The following is a 15,387-nucleotide window of genomic DNA, read 5'->3' as shown; positions in this document are numbered from 1 at the left end:
GGCACCCGCCAGGGAACATCGATTAACCCCCTTGTGAAGGATGCAAGCCTTGACCAGCTCCACCGATCCCTTCTCCGCCTCCATCATTCCCTTCGAAGTTCCCGAGCAGATGCGCGCGCTTGCTGAAAAGGGCGTCTCGCAGGCCCGTGACAGCTACGCCAAATTCAAAGATGCAGCCGAAACCCACAACGGCACCATCGAGGCCGTGTTCACCACGGCCAGCAAGGGCGCCAGCGAGTACAACGCCAAGCTGATCGAGTTCTTCAAGGCCAACACCTCGTCCTCGCTCGATTTCGCGCAGGAGCTGCTCGGCGTGAAGACGCCGGCGGCGGCGCTTGAACTGTGGACGGCGCACGCCAGGAAGCAATACGAGACCTTCACCGCGCAGGCCAAGGAGCTTGCCGAGCTCGGCCAGAAGGTTGCGACCGAGACCGTCGAGCCGATCAAGGCCTCCGCCTCGAAGTACTACAAGCCCGCCGCCTGATCGGCCCGCATCGCCAACGAAAAGCCCGGGCGAAGCGGCCCGGGCTTTTTGATGCCCCAAGAGAGGCCAGTTTTCCAGGCCTCGCCGGGCTCCGGCGCGACCCGCACATGAACGCAACACGCGCCCGAAACGACTATATAATTGGACGCTTCCCGGCCTTGCCAAAGGCCGGCGTTGCACCTAGTTTCCGGCCCATTCGCGACCCCCTTTTTGGGGCCCGCGCAGGATGCAGTTGTAGCTCAGTTGGTTAGAGCGCCTGTCTGTGGAACAGGAGGTCGGTGGTTCGAGCCCACCCAACTGTACCAGTTCTTCACTCTGTTGAATTAGCTGCCGAACTGCCGTGACACTTGCGCTATGGCGCGTCGTCCAGCCGTGCTTGCCAAGCCCCACCCGTTCACCCACTATTCCGCGAAATCATTGCGGCTTGGGGGATTAATGTCGGTTTTTCGGATCGGAAACTTTCAGCTCGGATTGTTGCTTGCTACCGCCCTCGCGGTTTCGATCTCGCCCGCCGTCAGTCAGACCTACACCCCCGAACAGGAGCAGGCCTGCACTGGCGATGCGTTCCGGCTGTGTAGTTCGGATATCCCGGATGTCGGCCGCGTCACCGCCTGCATGGTGCGCAACAAGTCCCAACTCTCGCCGGCTTGCCGGGCGCACTTCCGTCCCGAGCCCGATGAAATCAGGGCCCGGCCGGTAGGCCGGCCGACGGTCATCCGGCCGGCGGCCCCGCGCAAGGCCGCCGCGGCCAAGCCACGCAACGTCAAAAAGCCGAAAAAGCCTGCGACCTGATGGCGGCGCACCATTTCAAGACCCGCTCGCGTGACAGACTGACACTTGCCGGCGGCCACTCCAATGGACATCTCGTCGGACAAGAGGAGAGGGTTCGTTGAGTAAGCATCAAAAAGAGCTCGACCGGCATTTTGCCTGGTTCGAGAGGAAGCTGCCGCCGGGGCCGGCGAAGTTCGTCGGCTGGGTGCGCAAGCCGTCGTCGATCTACGTCCGAGTACCGCTCGCCATACTGCTGGTCGCCGGCGGCTTTCTCAGCTTCCTGCCGGTGCTCGGGCTCTGGATGCTGCCGCTCGGACTCCTTTTGTTCGCGCAGGACGTGCCGCCGCTGCAGAAGCCGTTGGCGCAGGGGCTTGGATGGATCGAACGCAAATGGCTCGAACGTCAGCGCGCAAAGCTCGAACGCGAGCGCGAGCGCGCAAAAAGCGCGCAATGAATCAAGCAAGCCGGCCTTTCCGCTTCCTTTGGGTGACCGGGGTTGCACGGTGTGACTCAAAAACCAGCCTTCTTGGCAATTAAGTGGCTTCATCGCGGCGCGTGATAAATTTTTCTTTCACGAATCAGCGCGCTGATTCATTTTCGGCTTCTGGGGTCAACTGGAGGCCAAGGTATGAACGTAATTGTTTTCGCATCACGTAAGGGGGGCTCGGGAAAGAGTACCCTGGCTGCTCACCTCGCTGCCCATGTTCACAAGGCAACGAAGCCCATCCTGCTCGTCGATGCCGATCCGCAGGGATCTCTTACGCTCTGGCACAAATTGCGCGGCACCAACGAGCCGCCGATCAAGGCCGCGGTGAATTCCGTCAGCGGCATCGTCGCTGCCGCCAAGCGCGACGGCATCGAATGGGTGTTCATCGACACGCCGCCGAATTTGTCGGCCGTCGTCGACGATGCGATCCGTAACGCCACCATGGTCATCATTCCGGCGCGGCCGGGCGTGTTCGACGTCAACGCGGTGCAGGAAACCATTCAGACCTGCCGCTCGGCGCGCAAGCCCTACGCGGTCGTGATCAACGGCGCGCCTGCCGAACGCGACGGCGCCGAGAGCCGCATCGTCAGCATCGCGCGCGAAGCGCTGGCGAAATTCCGTGCGCCGGTGTGGAGCGGACAGATCACCAACCGCGCCGATCTGATCATGGCGCTGAGCCAGGGCGAAGGTGCCCGCGAATATTACGCGGAGGGCCGGGCAGCAGCCGAGATCAGCAGGCTGTGGGGCGCGATCGAACGTTCGATCAAGGCGATCCGCGGAACGGCGTCGGCATCGGGCGCCATGCACAAGCAGGCGGCGTAACAACGCCGCTCTCGATCTGCCGGACCGATAAAGAACGCGCGGGCTCCGCGCGTTTTTCTTTTGGTGGGACTGCAAAATTGTTTTCCCCGTCATTGCGAGGAGCCAACGGGTCCGGCCTTTGGCTGGCCCGATGATAAACTCCGCGACGAAGCAATCCATCTATCCCCGCGCGGAGAGATGGATTGCTTCGCAGAGCCTGTCATCGGGCGCGCATTCGCGCGACCCGTTGGCTCGCAATGACAGATAGAGCGGCGATGGCCGCCTTACGCCACCATCAGCACGTAGAACACGACGACCGGCGACAGCGTCAGGATCACGGACCAGATGCCGACGGCCCACAAAATGTCCTCGGTCGAAAAGCCCTGTTCAGGAATGTTGTTGTTCTCGAAATGCACGACGCGCCCCCGCGTTTTTCTGTTGTATGGGGATCTTGATACGCGAACGGTTTTAAAAACCCGCTTGCCATTTCGCTTGCATTTGACCGCACCTGCTACCGTCGATTAACCACCGCCATGTCTGGTTAACTTTCCCTGATCGCACGGCGTCAAACTCGAGCGAAGCCTCGCCCGCAATATTAGAATTTTAAGCGTATTGATCTTCCTCCAAGAGAAAGACGGGGGATGGCGATGAGCACTCACGACAAGAAATTTCCGATGGCTGAGTACGCCCAGAGCATGCACGACGTTCTTCTGGTGTCGTCATTCGCCGCCTGGGCGATGCTGCTCGGCTTCGCGCCCGTGATGACCTATCGCCTGCTGGTGAGCTGATTCCATTTTCTCCCTCCCGCCGTCGGGGCGAGAGGGAGCGATGCCATCCCTAAGCTTGCCGCAAAAGCTGTGGCCTGCGCTGCTCGATTTCCTCGTCGAGCAACGCCGCCAACTCCGCGCTTATCTCCACCATCGGCAGGCGAACCTCGGCGCTGTCGATCAGTCCGTTGCGCGCCAGCCAGTATTTTGCGGGCGCCGGGCTCGGCTCGGCAAACAGCAGCCGGGTCAGCCGGGAGAGCTCCTTCCAGCACGTTCGCGCGCCGTCGCGGTCGCCCTGGCTCAGTAGCAACCGCAGCGATGCGAAGGCCTCGGTCTCCAGATGGGCCGACAGAAGGATCGCGCCGTCGGCGCCGTCGGCGAGCGCATCGTGATACTCCGCGTCTTCGCCGGTCAGCACGCGAAACCCCGATGGGCGTCTCGCCAGCAGATCGATCGACTGCGCGCGGTCGGCGCCGCAATCCTTCATGCCGACGATGTTCGGATGCTCCGCGAGCTGCAGCAGCGTCTCATTGGTGAGGCTGACGCCGGTCCGGTAGGGAATGTTGTAGAGCACGACCGGCCATGAGGCGTGATCGGCGAGCGCGGTGAAGTGCTGCACGAGGCCGCGCTGCGACGGCCGGATGTAATAGGGGCTCGCGATCAGATAGCCGTCGATCGGCCAGGTCGCGGTCTCATCCAGCGCATCCTTCATCTTCGCGGTGGAGGCGCCGGACAAGCCCAAGAGGATCGGCAGGTGGCGCCGGCTGGCGCAGAGCTCGCTGCGCGTCACCGTCACCAGCCGCTCGAGTTCGCCCGGGCGGAGCGACATGCCTTCGCCCGACGTCGCCGCGAGAATGAAGCCGTCGACGGGTGCCGCCGCATAGTGCCCGACGAGCCGGCGCAGCGACGCCTCGTCGAGTTCGCCGTCGCGAAACGGCGTGATCAGCGGCAGCCACAGGCCCTGCAGCCGGCTTGCCAGGTCGTTGGTCGAAAGGGCAGTCATCGTTCCATCTCCTCTTGGGGGTGAGCCGGAGACGGGACCAAATAAAAACCCCGTCCAGACGGCGGGGCTTCGGGATCGTGGGTTCGCGGCTGTCTAGCGCGCGCGTCGATCTCGGGTCCCCGGATGGGGACCTTTTTTCGACGACAGGGCTGCGCACGAACTCGTGATCATGTGCGGATGATGGAGGCCGAGAATCTCACTGTCAATCTGTGCGGGAACACGACGCGGAGGTGAAAAAAAGCCGGGCTCGAACGAGCCCGGCTTGAGGTATTGGCCACGTGAGGCCGACACAATCACCTTCCAAGAGGGATTACTGAACCGCCGCGTCACTGGAGGAGGGGGACATATGCGCAACGCGACCGCTCAGCCTTTGAGCACTATGATCCTCATCAGTGCCTGGCAGCAAGCGTCCGAGCCGCATGTCAGTCATGCGGTGAGCGCGCCCTCTATAAAATAGGCTAATCCGCGAGCGGAACGCGACCGCCTCTAGGACGGCCAGCGCTGCGCCTTGCTGACGACGAAGTCGCGGAACACCTGCACGCGCGCTACCGTCTTCAGCTCTTCGGGATAAACAAAATAGGTGTCGAGCTGGATCGAATCGGACTCGCCGAACAGCTGCACCAGGCGGTTGTTCTCTTCGACCAGATAGTCGGGCAGGGCGGCGATGCCGAGCCCCTGCTGGCAGGCGCGGACTAAACCTAAGATGTTGTTGACCTTGAAGTAGGCCTCGCGCGGACCCGAGCCGTTGCGCCCGGCATCGATCAGCCAGCTCCGGTTCTGTAGGTGCGACGGCACCTGCGCGTCGCCGAGCATGATGATGCGGTGCGAATCGAGGTCGTCGAGCGTGCGCGGCGTGCCGAAACGCTTGATGTATTCCGGCGAGCAATAGGCATGGAAGCCGATCGAGAACAGCTTGCGCTGGATCAGGTCGGGCTGGGTCGGCTTGCGGGTCCGGATCGCGACGTCGGCCTCGCGCATCGACAGGTCGAGATCCTCATCAGTGACGATCAGCGAGATGCGGATGTCCGGGTAAAGCGCGGTGAACTCGTCGAGCCGCGGGATCAGCCAGTTGATGCCGAGCGCGGGCGGCGTCGTGATCTTGAGGTCACCGCTCGGCCGCTCGCGGCTGTCGGTAAGTTTGGCGCGCGCCGCCTGCAACTGCATGAACACGTCATGCGCAGTGCGGAACAGCAGATCGCCCTGCTCGGTGAGGATGAGCCCGCGGGCGTGGCGGTGGAACAGCGACACCGCAAGCTCCTGCTCCAGCGCGCTGACCTGCCGCGACACCGCGGACTGCGATAGTCCTAATTGCTCACCGGCATGGGTAAAGCTTCCCGCTTCAGCCGCCGCGTGAAAGACCTTCAGCTTGTCCCAGTCCATGTCAAATCCGTCCCGTGATCTAGCCATGACTATTCAGCCGCCGCGCGATCGCTCGCGCGCAAAGCCAGGAAGCGTTCGGCCTCAAGCGCTGCCATGCAGCCAAGGCCGGCAGCCGTGACCGCCTGCCGATAGGTTTCATCCGCGACATCGCCCGCGGCGAACAGGCCGGGGATCGAGGTTGCGGTCGAGTTCGGCGCCACCTCGACATAGCCTGATGGTTTCAGCTTCATCTGGCCTTTGACGAGGTCGGTTGCGGGCGCATGCCCGATGGCGATGAAGACGCCGTCGGCCGCAACATCCCTGCGTGCGCCGGTCTTGACGTTCTTCAGCCGCACATGGGTGACCTTGCTCGGGTTCTCGGCGCCGCAGATCTCGTCGATCGCCGAGTCCCACACCACCTTGATCTTCGGATTCTTGAACAGGCGGTCCTGCAGGATACGCTCGGCGCGGAAATGATTGCGGCGATGCACGATCGTTACCTGCGAGGCAAAGTTGGTCAGGAACAGCGCTTCCTCGACCGCGGTGTTGCCGCCGCCGACCACGATTACTTCCTTGCCGCGGTAGAAGAAGCCGTCGCAGGTTGCGCAGGCCGAGACGCCAAAGCCCTTGAACTTCTCTTCCGAGGGAATGCCAAGCCAGCGCGCCTGCGCGCCGGTGGCGAGGATCACGGTTTCCGCCAGATAGACGTCGCCGCTGTCGCAGGTCAGGCGGAACGGCCGCTGCGCCAGTTCGAGCTTGGTGACGAGATCGGTGACGAGTTTAGTGCCGACATGTGCCGCCTGCTTCTCCATCTGCTCCATCAGCCACGGACCCTGGATGACGTCGGCGAAGCCCGGATAGTTTTCCACGTCGGTGGTGATGGTGAGCTGTCCGCCGGGCTGGATGCCCTGGATCAGCACCGGCTCCAGCATCGCACGCGCCGCGTAGATCGCCGCGGTGTAACCGGCGGGGCCGGACCCGATAATGACGACCTTGGCATGGATAGGCGCGGGCATCGGCGATTCCCTCTCTTTGGAGGATTTTGATGAGGACTTGTGCGGAAAGCGCTCAGGCCGGCATCGCGGCGGCGCCAAAAGTGTCAAATCCAAGTCTATCTGGGTAGCTATGCAAGAATTGCAATTCATCCCAGCGAATTTTCCCCGGAACTGAAGTAACAATCGCGAAATATGGCGATAGCCGCGCAATAAAATTGCGCAAGGCGCGCGGCGTGCGCTAAGAGAGTTGCCAGTAAGGCCAGCCCATGCGGCCAGAAATTAGGGAACCCGACGCGCGTGTCGAAGAATCTTGACGAAATCGACCTTCGAATTCTTGCCGAAATCCAGGCCGACGGCCGAATCACCAACGTGGAACTGGCCAAGCGCGTCGGTATCTCGCCGCCGCCCTGCCTGCGCCGGGTCCGCACGTTGGAGGAAGAAGGCTACATCCAGGGCTATCGGGGCCTGTTGGATCCACGTCGGCTCGGCTTCGACGTCACCGTGTTTGCTTCGGTCCATTTGTCCAGCCAGGCGGATGCGGATTTGCGCGCGTTCGAAGATTTCGTGCGCGCCGAGCCTCTGGTGCGGGAATGCTGGATGCTGTCGGGCGAGGTCGACTTCATCCTCAAATGCGTCGCGCCGGACATGGCGACGTTTCAGGATTTCGTCACGCACCTGACGGCCGCGCCGCATGTACGCAACGTCAGGACGTCGCTGGTGCTGCACAATTCGAAATATGAAGCGGCGGTGCCGCTCGATGTGAAGGTCGCGGGGTGAGGTGCTCCGGCCTATCCCCGTCATTGCGAGGAGCTCGCGACAATTGCAAAGCAATTTTGCGCTGAAGCGACGAAGCAATCCATTCTTCCCACGCGGAGAGATGGATTGCTTCGCGGAGCCTGTCATCGGGCGCGCATTCGCGCGACCCGTTGGCTCGCAATGACGAGGCGAGACCTCAGCTCACTTCTTCCGCATCGCGTCGACGCTGTAAGGGCCGCCGCCTGCAGTCGAAAGATAAAGGCAGGCGAAGCAGAACAGGATCGCAAGCGTGCCGCCGTTGATGAGCGGAAAAAAGCTCCTCGGCGCATGACCGATGAAATAGGCAAAGGCCATCTCGCCGGCAAGAATGAAGGCGACGGGCCGTGTGAACAGTCCGAGCAGCAAAAGCCCGCCTAGAATCAATTCAATCGCACCGGCGGCTCCCGATAGCGACATCAGTTGCACCTTGTTGAGGAAGGCGTAAGCGTTACCCTCCGGAATTGTCGGAAACTTCAGAATCTTTGCGACGCCGAATTGAAATAGCAATAGCCCGGTGATGAAGCGAAACAGGCTCAGCGCCGGCGGCTCCCATTTTGCGAGCATCTTGTCGATTTGGTCCATGTCATCGTCCCCATTGTTGGCACGCTACAAACTAGCGTGACGAGATTACACAGTGTTGGCGGATTGCCTGTGATGCCGACACAACACCCGTGAAATTGAATCATTCCCCCTCAAGTCGCCGCTCCGCGATATTATCGCGATTGCAGCGCAACAAGATGCCACCCCGGCAGACGGCGCCTGCTGTCTATCGGCGCGAACGAAGAGGTTTCGTCGCGCCGGCGCCGCCGATCCACTTAGTTATAATCAATAAGCATTGTCCGCGATTCGGATATTCTGAAATCTGCCGCACCACCACTCACAATCCTGTCAGCAGCGCGGCAACAAAAAAGCCGCGTGGGAAACGCGGCTTTGTCGCAACAGTAACTTGCAGGTGACTACAGCATGATCCGGACCCGAAGGGCCGCGTCAGCGCAAAGTGGATACCGGTTTTCCCTCGCGACAAACGCGGAACGCGTTTGTCGCGGAGATCATGCTCGAATAAATGAGATGGAGCGGGATGACGATTCGAAGAACGTCATCGGGCTCTATCGCCACTCGACCTTAGTGATCTCGTAGGCTTTGGCGCCGCCGGGAGCCACGACCTCCACGGTCGACCCCTTCTTCTTGCCGATCAGGGCGCGAGCCAGCGGCGAGGTGATCGAGATGCGGCCCTTCTTGGCGTCGGCTTCCGGCTCGCCGACGATCTGCCACACCGCTTTCTTTTCGGTGTCCTCGTCGATCAGCGTGACGGTCGCGCCGAACTTGACGGTGTCGCCGGACAGTTTCGAGATGTCGATGATGTCGGCGCGCGCGAGCTTGTCCTCGAGCTCGGCGATGCGGCCTTCGTTGTGCGACTGCTCTTCCTTGGCCGCGTGATATTCCGCGTTCTCGGAGAGGTCGCCATGCGAGCGCGCCTCGGCGATATGCTCGATGATGCGCGGACGCTCCACCGACTGGCGCTGCTTCAATTCGACCTCCAGGGCGGCATACCCGCTAGCAGTCATCGGAACCTTGTCCATCATCTCTTTCCGTCCTTCCCTCGTGCGAGCCGCCAGAAGCTAGCGCGCACGAGCTACGCTTACGATTTCGATCAGGCCCTTGAGCTCGACACACACGAACCCGCCGGCCTATTGATGTTAGGCCCCGTTAGGGGCCTTACAACATCCAAACGGGCGGTGGGTTCCAGCCATGCCGGCTTTGTTGCCGATCGTTTCGCGGGCATTTTCGCCCGCCGAACGATCAGTTTTCGGAAAAATAGCTCTGTAGCGTGCGGACCTCAAGGTCCCCGCCCAGATAGGCGCGGATGCCCTGGGCGGCGGCCACAGCACCTGAAAGAGTGGTGTAATACGGCACTTTATGCAAGAGGGCAGCCCGCCGCAGCGAACGGCTGTCGGCCAGCGCCTGCGGCCCTTCGGTGGTATTGAAAACGAGCTGAATGTCACCATTGGTGATGGCATCGACGATGTGCGGCCGCCCTTCCAGTACCTTGTTGACCTTTTCGGTCGGAATGCCCTTGTCGGCGAGGAAGCGCTGGGTGCCCGAGGTGGCCATCACCTTGAAGCCGAGGGAGTGCAAGAGCCGGACCGCCTCGGCGATACGGGTCTTGTCGGTCTCGCGCACCGAGACGAAGACGGTGCCCTTGCGCGGCACGCGGGTGCCGCCGCCGAGTTGGCTCTTTGCGAACGCCACCTCGAACGAGCGGTCGATGCCCATCACCTCGCCGGTCGAGCGCATCTCCGGACCGAGCACGGTATCAACGCCGGGGAAGCGCGCGAACGGGAAGACGGACTCTTTGACGCCGACATGGCCGAGCTGCTTTTTCTTCAGCTTGAAATCGGCAAGCTTCTCGCCGGCCATGATCCGTGCCGCGATCTTCGCCACCGGCGTGCCGACGACCTTGGCGACGAACGGAACGGTGCGCGATGCCCGCGGATTGACCTCAAGCACGTAGATCTCGCCGTCCTTGATCGCATATTGCACGTTCATCAGCCCGACCACGTCGAGGCCAAGCGCGAGCTCGCGGGTTTGCCGCTCGAGCTCCTCGATCATCTTCGCATCCAGCGAATGCGGCGGCAGCGAGCAGGCGGAATCGCCGGAGTGAATGCCGGCTTCCTCGATATGCTCCATGATGCCGACGATGAAGGTGTCCTTGCCGTCGCACAGGCAGTCGACGTCGATCTCGGTGGCATCAGACAAATAGCGGTCGAACAGCAGCGGGTTCTTGCCGAGCACGGTGTTGATCTGCCCGGTCTTGTCGTTGGGGTAGCGCGCCTTGACGTCGGCCGGCACCAGCTCGGGTAACGTCCCGAGCAGGTAATCGTCGAGCTGGGTCTCCTCGCGGATGATCTGCATCGCGCGGCCGCCCAGCACGTAGGAGGGGCGCACCACCAGCGGCAGGCCGAGATCGGCCGATACCAACCGCGCCTGCTCGACCGAATAGGCGATGCCGTTTTTCGGCTGCTTTAACTTCAGCTTGTCGAGAACGCGCTTGAAACGGTCGCGATCCTCGGCGAGGTCGATGGCGTCAGGCGAGGTGCCAAGGATCGGCACGTCGGCGGCTTCCAGCGCGCGCGCCAACTTTAGCGGGGTCTGGCCACCGAACTGCACGATCACGCCGTGCAGCGTGCCGTTCTGCCGCTCGGTGGCGACGATTTCTAGCACGTCCTCGGCAGTGAGCGGCTCGAAATACAGCCGGTCGGCGGTGTCGTAGTCGGTCGACACCGTCTCCGGATTGCAGTTGATCATGATGGTTTCATAGCCGGCATCGTCGAGCGCGAAGCAGGCGTGGCAGCAGCAATAGTCGAATTCGATGCCCTGGCCGATCCGGTTCGGGCCACCGCCGAGAATGATGACTTTGTTGCGGTCGGAGGGCGCGCTCTCATCCGCCAACGCGCCCGCAAACGGCGCTTCATAGCTCGAATACATGTAGGCGGTGGGGGAGGCGAACTCGGCGGCGCAGGTGTCGATGCGCTTGAAAACGGGGCGTACGCCAAGCGCGTGACGCTTCGCGGTGATCTCGGCTTCGGTGGACTCGGACAGCACGGCAAGCCGTGCGTCGGAAAAGCCCATCGCCTTCAGCATGCGCATGCCATAGCCGTTCGGCGGCAGGCCGTGCCTCCTGATCTTGGTTTCCATGTCGATGATGCCGCGCATCTCGGCGAGGAACCACGGATCGATTTTGCAGGAATTGAAGATCTCTTCATTCGACCAGCCGAGCCGCATCGCCTGCGCCACCTGCAGGATGCGGTTCGGCGTCGGCGTGCCCAATGCGGCGCGGATCGCGTTCTTGTCGTCGCCGCGGCCCAGCCCCTCGATTTCGATCTCGTCGAGCCCGGTCAGTCCGGTCTCGAGCCCGCGCAACGCCTTCTGCAGGCTCTCCTGGAACGTGCGGCCGATCGCCATGACTTCGCCGACCGACTTCATCGAGGTCGTCAGCGTGGTGGAGGCGCCGGGAAACTTTTCGAATGCAAAGCGGGGGACCTTGGTCACGACATAGTCGATGGTCGGCTCGAACGAGGCGGGCGTCGCGCCGCCGGTGATGTCGTTGGCGATTTCATCGAGCGTGTAGCCGACGGCGAGCTTGGCGGCGACTTTTGCGATCGGAAAGCCGGTGGCTTTTGATGCGAGCGCCGAGGAGCGCGACACGCGCGGATTCATCTCGATCACCACCATGCGGCCGTCGTCGGGATTGACGCCGAACTGCACGTTGGATCCGCCGGTCTCCACGCCGATCTCGCGCAGCACTGCGATCGAGGCATCGCGCATGATCTGGTATTCTTTGTCGGTCAGCGTCAGCGCCGGCGCCACGGTGATGGAATCGCCGGTGTGCACGCCCATCGGATCGAGGTTCTCGATCGAGCAGACGATGATGCAATTGTCCTTCTTGTCGCGCACCACCTCCATCTCGAACTCTTTCCAGCCGAGCACGGATTCCTCGATCAGCACTTCGTTGGTCGGGGAGGCGTCGAGGCCGCGTTCGATGATGTCGAGGAATTCCTCCTTGTTGTAGGCGATGCCGCCGCCGGTGCCGCCCATGGTGAAGGAGGGGCGGATGATCGCCGGCAGCCCGATTTCGGACAGCGCCATCAGCGCCTCGCCGAGCGCATGCTCCTGGTAACGCTTGCGGCGTTCGTTTTCGCCGAGCGTCCATTGCCGTTCGAGCTCATCCAGCGCGTCGCCGGACAGCTTCTCGCGTTCGGCGAGGTATTTGTCGCGATAGGACTTTTTCAGCGCCGAGGCATTGGCGAGCCGCGATTTCGGCGTCTGAAGGCCGATCTTCTCCATCGCGTTGCGGAAAAGCTGGCGGTCTTCGGCTTTGTCGATGGCGTCAGCGGTGGCGCCGATCATTTCGACGTCGAATTTGTTCAGGGTGCCCTGACGGCGCAGCGACAGCGCACAGTTCAGCGCGGTCTGGCCGCCCATGGTCGGCAACAGCGCAAAGCCGCCGGGGATGACGTAGCGCTCCTTCTCGATGATCTTGGCGACGATTTCGGGCGTGATCGGCTCGATATAGGTCGCGTCAGCCAATTCCGGATCGGTCATGATGGTGGCCGGATTGGAATTGACGAGGACGATACGGTAGCCCTCTTCCTTCAGCGTCTTCACCGCCTGGGTGCCGGAATAATCGAATTCGCAGGCCTGGCCGATCACGATGGGACCGGCGCCGATGATCAGGATGGTGGAGATATCTGTTCTTTTGGGCATCAGCTCTCAGACTGGATTTTGGGCACAAAAAAAGGGCGCGCAGCCGCGCGTCCCCTAAGCCAAGAGCGCGGGTCACCCTCGCGCGCGGGTGGTCTTTAGACCAGATTCCGCACCCGCGAAACCCCCAAAAACGGGCCATCAACGGGGAAATTCAGAGTTTTGGCGCTCGGTCAGCATTCGCTCTACGAGCTTCGATGGCGCCCAGTCCGTCTACGCTTTCGCTTTGCTCAAGCTACGCCGGACACGCTTTGCCCCGCGGTCTCCTGCGTGGCTGCGCCACGCGTAGCCCGTCAGGGCGAAACGTGGAGGCCCGGCCTGGATTTGAACCAGGATAAAGAGCATTGCACTGCTCCCGCGTCGACGCTTCCGCCACCGGGCCGTGGCAATCATTGCCCATCAGGGTGCGGTGAACCATCCTTACCGTGCTTTAGGGTTAACAACCTTAACGCGCGTGGAACTCAACTGTGTTGGAATGCGTGCCGCGCGACGAACGTCATCCGCCACGGGTTGTGGCCGATGTTCTGATGCGCGCGCGAGGCGGTGAAGCCGGCGGCGGCGAGCTTCTCGATCATCTCGTCTTCGCTGTAGCGCTGCAGCCCGACGCGGGTGCGTAGCTGCCGGTAGTCCGACAGCGCCGTGCTCGCGAGGCCGTACAGGGCGTCTTTCAGGAAGCCGTGGGAGGCGGCGAATTTCAAAAGTGCCAGCACGTCTCTGGCCATGCCGATTTCCGGCCGCAGGATGTCGCCGAGCACGAGGCGGCCCTTGGGCTTCAGCAATCGGCGAATGACGCCAAGCGCCGAATCCAGCTCCCCTGGCGTCATGTATTGCGCGACCGAATTCATCACGACGAGATCGACCGAGTGTTCCGCCATTCGCGTGAGATCCTCGAGCGAGCGCACGCGGATCTTGGTGTTCGGCGCAAAACGCGCGATCAGCCGGCCGCGAACGCCGGGCGCCGGTTCGGCCAGATAGAGTTTTGCGCAGGCATCCGCCACCTTGGCAGCCGACAGCGCTTCGCCGCAGGCATAGTCCAGCACGACGGCGTCGGGCGAAGCGATATAGCCGATGATATCGCGCGCGATGATCTGGAAATGCAGGTCGCGATGCAGCTTGCTCGCATAAATCGTATGCGTGGAATCGTAGTAGTCGATCCATTCGTCCATCGCAGTCAGGTCCGGCAAAACTGGGGGTTCCGGCAACGGAACCGTTACTTAGGTGGGGCGTTAGACGGCCCGGCGTTCCCCTGCCAATGCCGTCGTGCCCAATTCCTAACAGGAAGGTTCAACGTGAGCAAAACCAGCAATAAATCCGATAAGGTATCCTCCAACCTCGATACGCCGACCGACCTGCCGCTGGCCGCCGTAGACAAGATCTCGGCCTCGCTCAATACGCTGCTGGCGGACGCATTTGCGCTCTATCTGAAGACCAAGAACTTCCACTGGCACGTCAGCGGCCGTCATTTCCGCGACTATCACCTCATGCTGGACGAGCAGTCGGAAGCGATCTTCGCCACCACCGACCAACTCGCTGAACGGGTGCGCAAACTTGGCGGCACCACGCTACGCTCGATCGGACAGATTGCCAAGCTGCAGACCATCAAGGACAACAACGAAGACTACGTGCCGCCGCGCGAAATGCTGCGCGAGCTGATGGAAGACAACAAGCATGTGGCGGCGGCGATGCGCAAGGCGCACAAGCTCGCCGATGAGCACGAGGATTCCGGCACTGCGGGCCTGCTCGAGACCTTCATCGACGAGACCGAGCGCCGCACCTGGTTCCTGTTCGAGGCCAGCCGCCAGGAAGGCGCCAACGTGGCGTAAAGCGGCTGGAGTAGGGCGGGTTGGCGAAAGTGTAACCCGCCATGTCCCGCGTGGATTACGCTGTGCTAGTCCACCCTCCGATTTCTTCGGGTGCCGCAGCGGCAGTTACAAGAACGGGCGCGCACAAATATTCCGATTGCCAGGCGCCGATAAGAGGCGCCCATTTCATCGCGTGCCACGCTTCCATAGCCGGACCAGCGGCCCGTCTTCGCCCTGCACCGGATCGGTCTTCGGCAGCTTCACTTCCGGGATCGTCTTCAGCGCCTTGGCGTGGTTCTCCGGCGTGGGGCGCGTGATCTGCATCGGCGGTCCCGGCGGGTAGGCGCCGACGACGCAGAAATCGGGGCTGGCGAACACGCATTGATGCCCGGTGCCGGCGGGAAGAATCGCGACATCGCCGGGCGTGATCTCGAGCTCCTTGCCGCGGTTGCCGCCGAAGCGGACGCACGCACGGCCGCGGGCGACGCCGAGCGCCTCATGCACCGTGGCGTGGTAGTGCACATAGTCGTAGATGCCGTTGCGCCACATCGCGCCCCAGCCATTGGCGCCGAACAGCGCCTCGATGGTCTTTTCCGGGTGATCGTTGGCTATATAGACCGCGCCCTTGTAAACCAGCAACGGCAGGGGATTGTTGGGCACGAGGCCGTCATCCTCGAACACGAAGGTGAGCGGCTCAATATCGGCGCTGACGACGGACATTGTTGATCTCCGCGAGTGGCAGCAACCACTAGACCCTCATGGTGGAGACCTTTGCACGGATGCGGAAGTAATGATTCACTTAGGCGACTGAATCGGGAGGTCGCTGATGGGACGGCGTCGTATTGGCCAGTTGGGCTTTTT

Annotated in this window: 16 protein-coding genes and 2 tRNA genes; 8 read left to right on the top strand and 10 right to left on the bottom strand. The window is 62.1% G+C overall.

The features are described 5' to 3' along the window. Window positions 1–49 precede the first annotated feature (49 nt). The 5 genes from IVA95_RS20765 (at window position 50) to IVA95_RS20745 (ending at window position 2,564) form a co-directional block, all read left to right on the top strand. A complete protein-coding gene (locus IVA95_RS20765) occupies window positions 50–484 on the top strand; it encodes a phasin (RefSeq protein ID WP_247512156.1) in 435 nt (144 codons plus the stop codon). Window positions 485–712: 228 nt separating this feature from the next. Continuing rightward, a tRNA-His gene (locus IVA95_RS20760) sits at window positions 713–789 on the top strand. A gap of 130 nt (window positions 790–919) precedes the next feature. Next, the gene (locus tag IVA95_RS20755; RefSeq protein WP_247512155.1) at window positions 920–1,276 is read left to right on the top strand and encodes a hypothetical protein; all 357 of its coding nucleotides are present in this window, start codon (window positions 920–922) and stop codon (window positions 1,274–1,276) included. A gap of 97 nt (window positions 1,277–1,373) precedes the next feature. After that, the gene (locus tag IVA95_RS20750) at window positions 1,374–1,709 is read left to right on the top strand and encodes a hypothetical protein (RefSeq protein ID WP_213254151.1); all 336 of its coding nucleotides are present in this window, start codon (window positions 1,374–1,376) and stop codon (window positions 1,707–1,709) included. Between the two features lie 174 nt (window positions 1,710–1,883). After that, complete coding sequence (locus IVA95_RS20745; protein WP_065743187.1) at window positions 1,884–2,564, top strand: ParA family protein; 681 nt, start codon at window positions 1,884–1,886, stop codon at window positions 2,562–2,564. 263 nt (window positions 2,565–2,827) lie between these two features. Here the strand turns inward: IVA95_RS20745 and IVA95_RS38820 are convergent, their stop codons facing one another. Further along, window positions 2,828–2,959 carry a hypothetical protein gene (locus IVA95_RS38820; RefSeq protein ID WP_256470245.1) on the bottom strand — a complete coding sequence of 44 codons (132 nt, stop codon included), beginning with the start codon at window positions 2,957–2,959 and terminating at the stop codon, window positions 2,828–2,830. 231 nt (window positions 2,960–3,190) lie between these two features. Here IVA95_RS38820 and IVA95_RS20740 point away from each other — a divergent pair, with 231 nt between their 5' ends. Further along, complete coding sequence (locus tag IVA95_RS20740) at window positions 3,191–3,331, top strand: hypothetical protein (RefSeq protein WP_247512154.1); 141 nt, start codon at window positions 3,191–3,193, stop codon at window positions 3,329–3,331. Window positions 3,332–3,380: 49 nt separating this feature from the next. On the opposite strand, the gene dapA is transcribed toward IVA95_RS20740, so the two are convergent. The 3 genes from dapA to trxB form a co-directional block, all read right to left on the bottom strand. After that, entirely contained in the window at window positions 3,381–4,313 is a 933-nt protein-coding gene (dapA, locus tag IVA95_RS20735; protein WP_247512153.1) for a 4-hydroxy-tetrahydrodipicolinate synthase, read from the bottom strand. Window positions 4,314–4,799: 486 nt separating this feature from the next. Then, window positions 4,800–5,720: a LysR family transcriptional regulator gene (locus IVA95_RS20730; protein ID WP_213254147.1), complete on the bottom strand. Its 921-nt coding sequence runs from the start codon at window positions 5,718–5,720 to the stop codon at window positions 4,800–4,802. Window positions 5,721–5,722: 2 nt separating this feature from the next. Then, window positions 5,723–6,688 carry a thioredoxin-disulfide reductase gene (gene trxB, locus IVA95_RS20725; protein WP_247512152.1) on the bottom strand — a complete coding sequence of 322 codons (966 nt, stop codon included), beginning with the start codon at window positions 6,686–6,688 and terminating at the stop codon, window positions 5,723–5,725. Between the two features lie 276 nt (window positions 6,689–6,964). Between trxB and IVA95_RS20720 the strand changes: the two genes are divergently transcribed. Continuing rightward, on the top strand, window positions 6,965–7,444 hold the full coding sequence (locus IVA95_RS20720) for an Lrp/AsnC family transcriptional regulator (protein WP_028350193.1): 480 nt from the start codon (window positions 6,965–6,967) through the stop codon (window positions 7,442–7,444). Between the two features lie 180 nt (window positions 7,445–7,624). On the opposite strand, the gene IVA95_RS20715 is transcribed toward IVA95_RS20720, so the two are convergent. The 5 genes from IVA95_RS20715 to IVA95_RS20695 form a co-directional block, all read right to left on the bottom strand. Further along, window positions 7,625–8,035 (bottom strand): DoxX family protein, encoded by a 411-nt coding sequence (locus IVA95_RS20715; protein WP_247512227.1) that lies wholly within the window; start codon window positions 8,033–8,035, stop codon window positions 7,625–7,627. Window positions 8,036–8,568: 533 nt separating this feature from the next. Further along, window positions 8,569–9,042, bottom strand: a complete 474-nt coding sequence (greA, locus tag IVA95_RS20710) for a transcription elongation factor GreA (RefSeq protein WP_247512151.1) — start codon at window positions 9,040–9,042, stop codon at window positions 8,569–8,571. Window positions 9,043–9,262: 220 nt separating this feature from the next. Beyond that, window positions 9,263–12,727 carry a carbamoyl-phosphate synthase large subunit gene (carB, locus tag IVA95_RS20705; RefSeq protein WP_247512150.1) on the bottom strand — a complete coding sequence of 1,155 codons (3,465 nt, stop codon included), beginning with the start codon at window positions 12,725–12,727 and terminating at the stop codon, window positions 9,263–9,265. Between the two features lie 303 nt (window positions 12,728–13,030). After that, a tRNA-OTHER gene (locus IVA95_RS20700) sits at window positions 13,031–13,106 on the bottom strand. Between the two features lie 79 nt (window positions 13,107–13,185). Continuing rightward, on the bottom strand, window positions 13,186–13,890 hold the full coding sequence (locus tag IVA95_RS20695; protein ID WP_247512226.1) for a class I SAM-dependent methyltransferase: 705 nt from the start codon (window positions 13,888–13,890) through the stop codon (window positions 13,186–13,188). A 123-nt stretch (window positions 13,891–14,013) separates the two neighbouring features. Between IVA95_RS20695 and IVA95_RS20690 the strand changes: the two genes are divergently transcribed. Next, on the top strand, window positions 14,014–14,547 hold the full coding sequence (locus IVA95_RS20690; RefSeq protein WP_247512149.1) for a DNA starvation/stationary phase protection protein: 534 nt from the start codon (window positions 14,014–14,016) through the stop codon (window positions 14,545–14,547). Between the two features lie 165 nt (window positions 14,548–14,712). Here IVA95_RS20690 and IVA95_RS20685 read toward each other — a convergent pair whose 3' ends face one another. Then, window positions 14,713–15,246: a hypothetical protein gene (locus IVA95_RS20685; RefSeq protein WP_247512148.1), complete on the bottom strand. Its 534-nt coding sequence runs from the start codon at window positions 15,244–15,246 to the stop codon at window positions 14,713–14,715. Window positions 15,247–15,387 lie beyond the last annotated feature (141 nt).

Source organism: Bradyrhizobium sp. 157 (assembly GCF_023073815.1).
Taxonomy (GTDB): Bacteria; Pseudomonadota; Alphaproteobacteria; order Rhizobiales; family Xanthobacteraceae; genus Bradyrhizobium.
The sequence above is the reverse complement of the archived record's forward strand: the minus strand, read 5'-3'. Positions and strand labels throughout refer to the sequence as shown.

Coding starts and splice junctions, on each gene's coding strand:
- dapA (WP_247512153.1), bottom strand. CDS start 4,313: ATGACTGCCCTTTCGACCAACGACCTGGCAAGCCGGCTGCAGGGCCTG.
- carB (WP_247512150.1), bottom strand. CDS start 12,727: ATGCCCAAAAGAACAGATATCTCCACCATCCTGATCATCGGCGCCGGT.
- greA (WP_247512151.1), bottom strand. CDS start 9,042: ATGGACAAGGTTCCGATGACTGCTAGCGGGTATGCCGCCCTGGAGGTC.
- IVA95_RS20685 (WP_247512148.1), bottom strand. CDS start 15,246: ATGTCCGTCGTCAGCGCCGATATTGAGCCGCTCACCTTCGTGTTCGAG.
- IVA95_RS20755 (WP_247512155.1), top strand. CDS start 920: ATGTCGGTTTTTCGGATCGGAAACTTTCAGCTCGGATTGTTGCTTGCT.
- IVA95_RS20740 (WP_247512154.1), top strand. CDS start 3,191: ATGAGCACTCACGACAAGAAATTTCCGATGGCTGAGTACGCCCAGAGC.
- trxB (WP_247512152.1), bottom strand. CDS start 6,688: ATGCCCGCGCCTATCCATGCCAAGGTCGTCATTATCGGGTCCGGCCCC.
- IVA95_RS20695 (WP_247512226.1), bottom strand. CDS start 13,890: ATGGACGAATGGATCGACTACTACGATTCCACGCATACGATTTATGCG.
- IVA95_RS20730 (WP_213254147.1), bottom strand. CDS start 5,720: ATGGCTAGATCACGGGACGGATTTGACATGGACTGGGACAAGCTGAAG.
- IVA95_RS20745 (WP_065743187.1), top strand. CDS start 1,884: ATGAACGTAATTGTTTTCGCATCACGTAAGGGGGGCTCGGGAAAGAGT.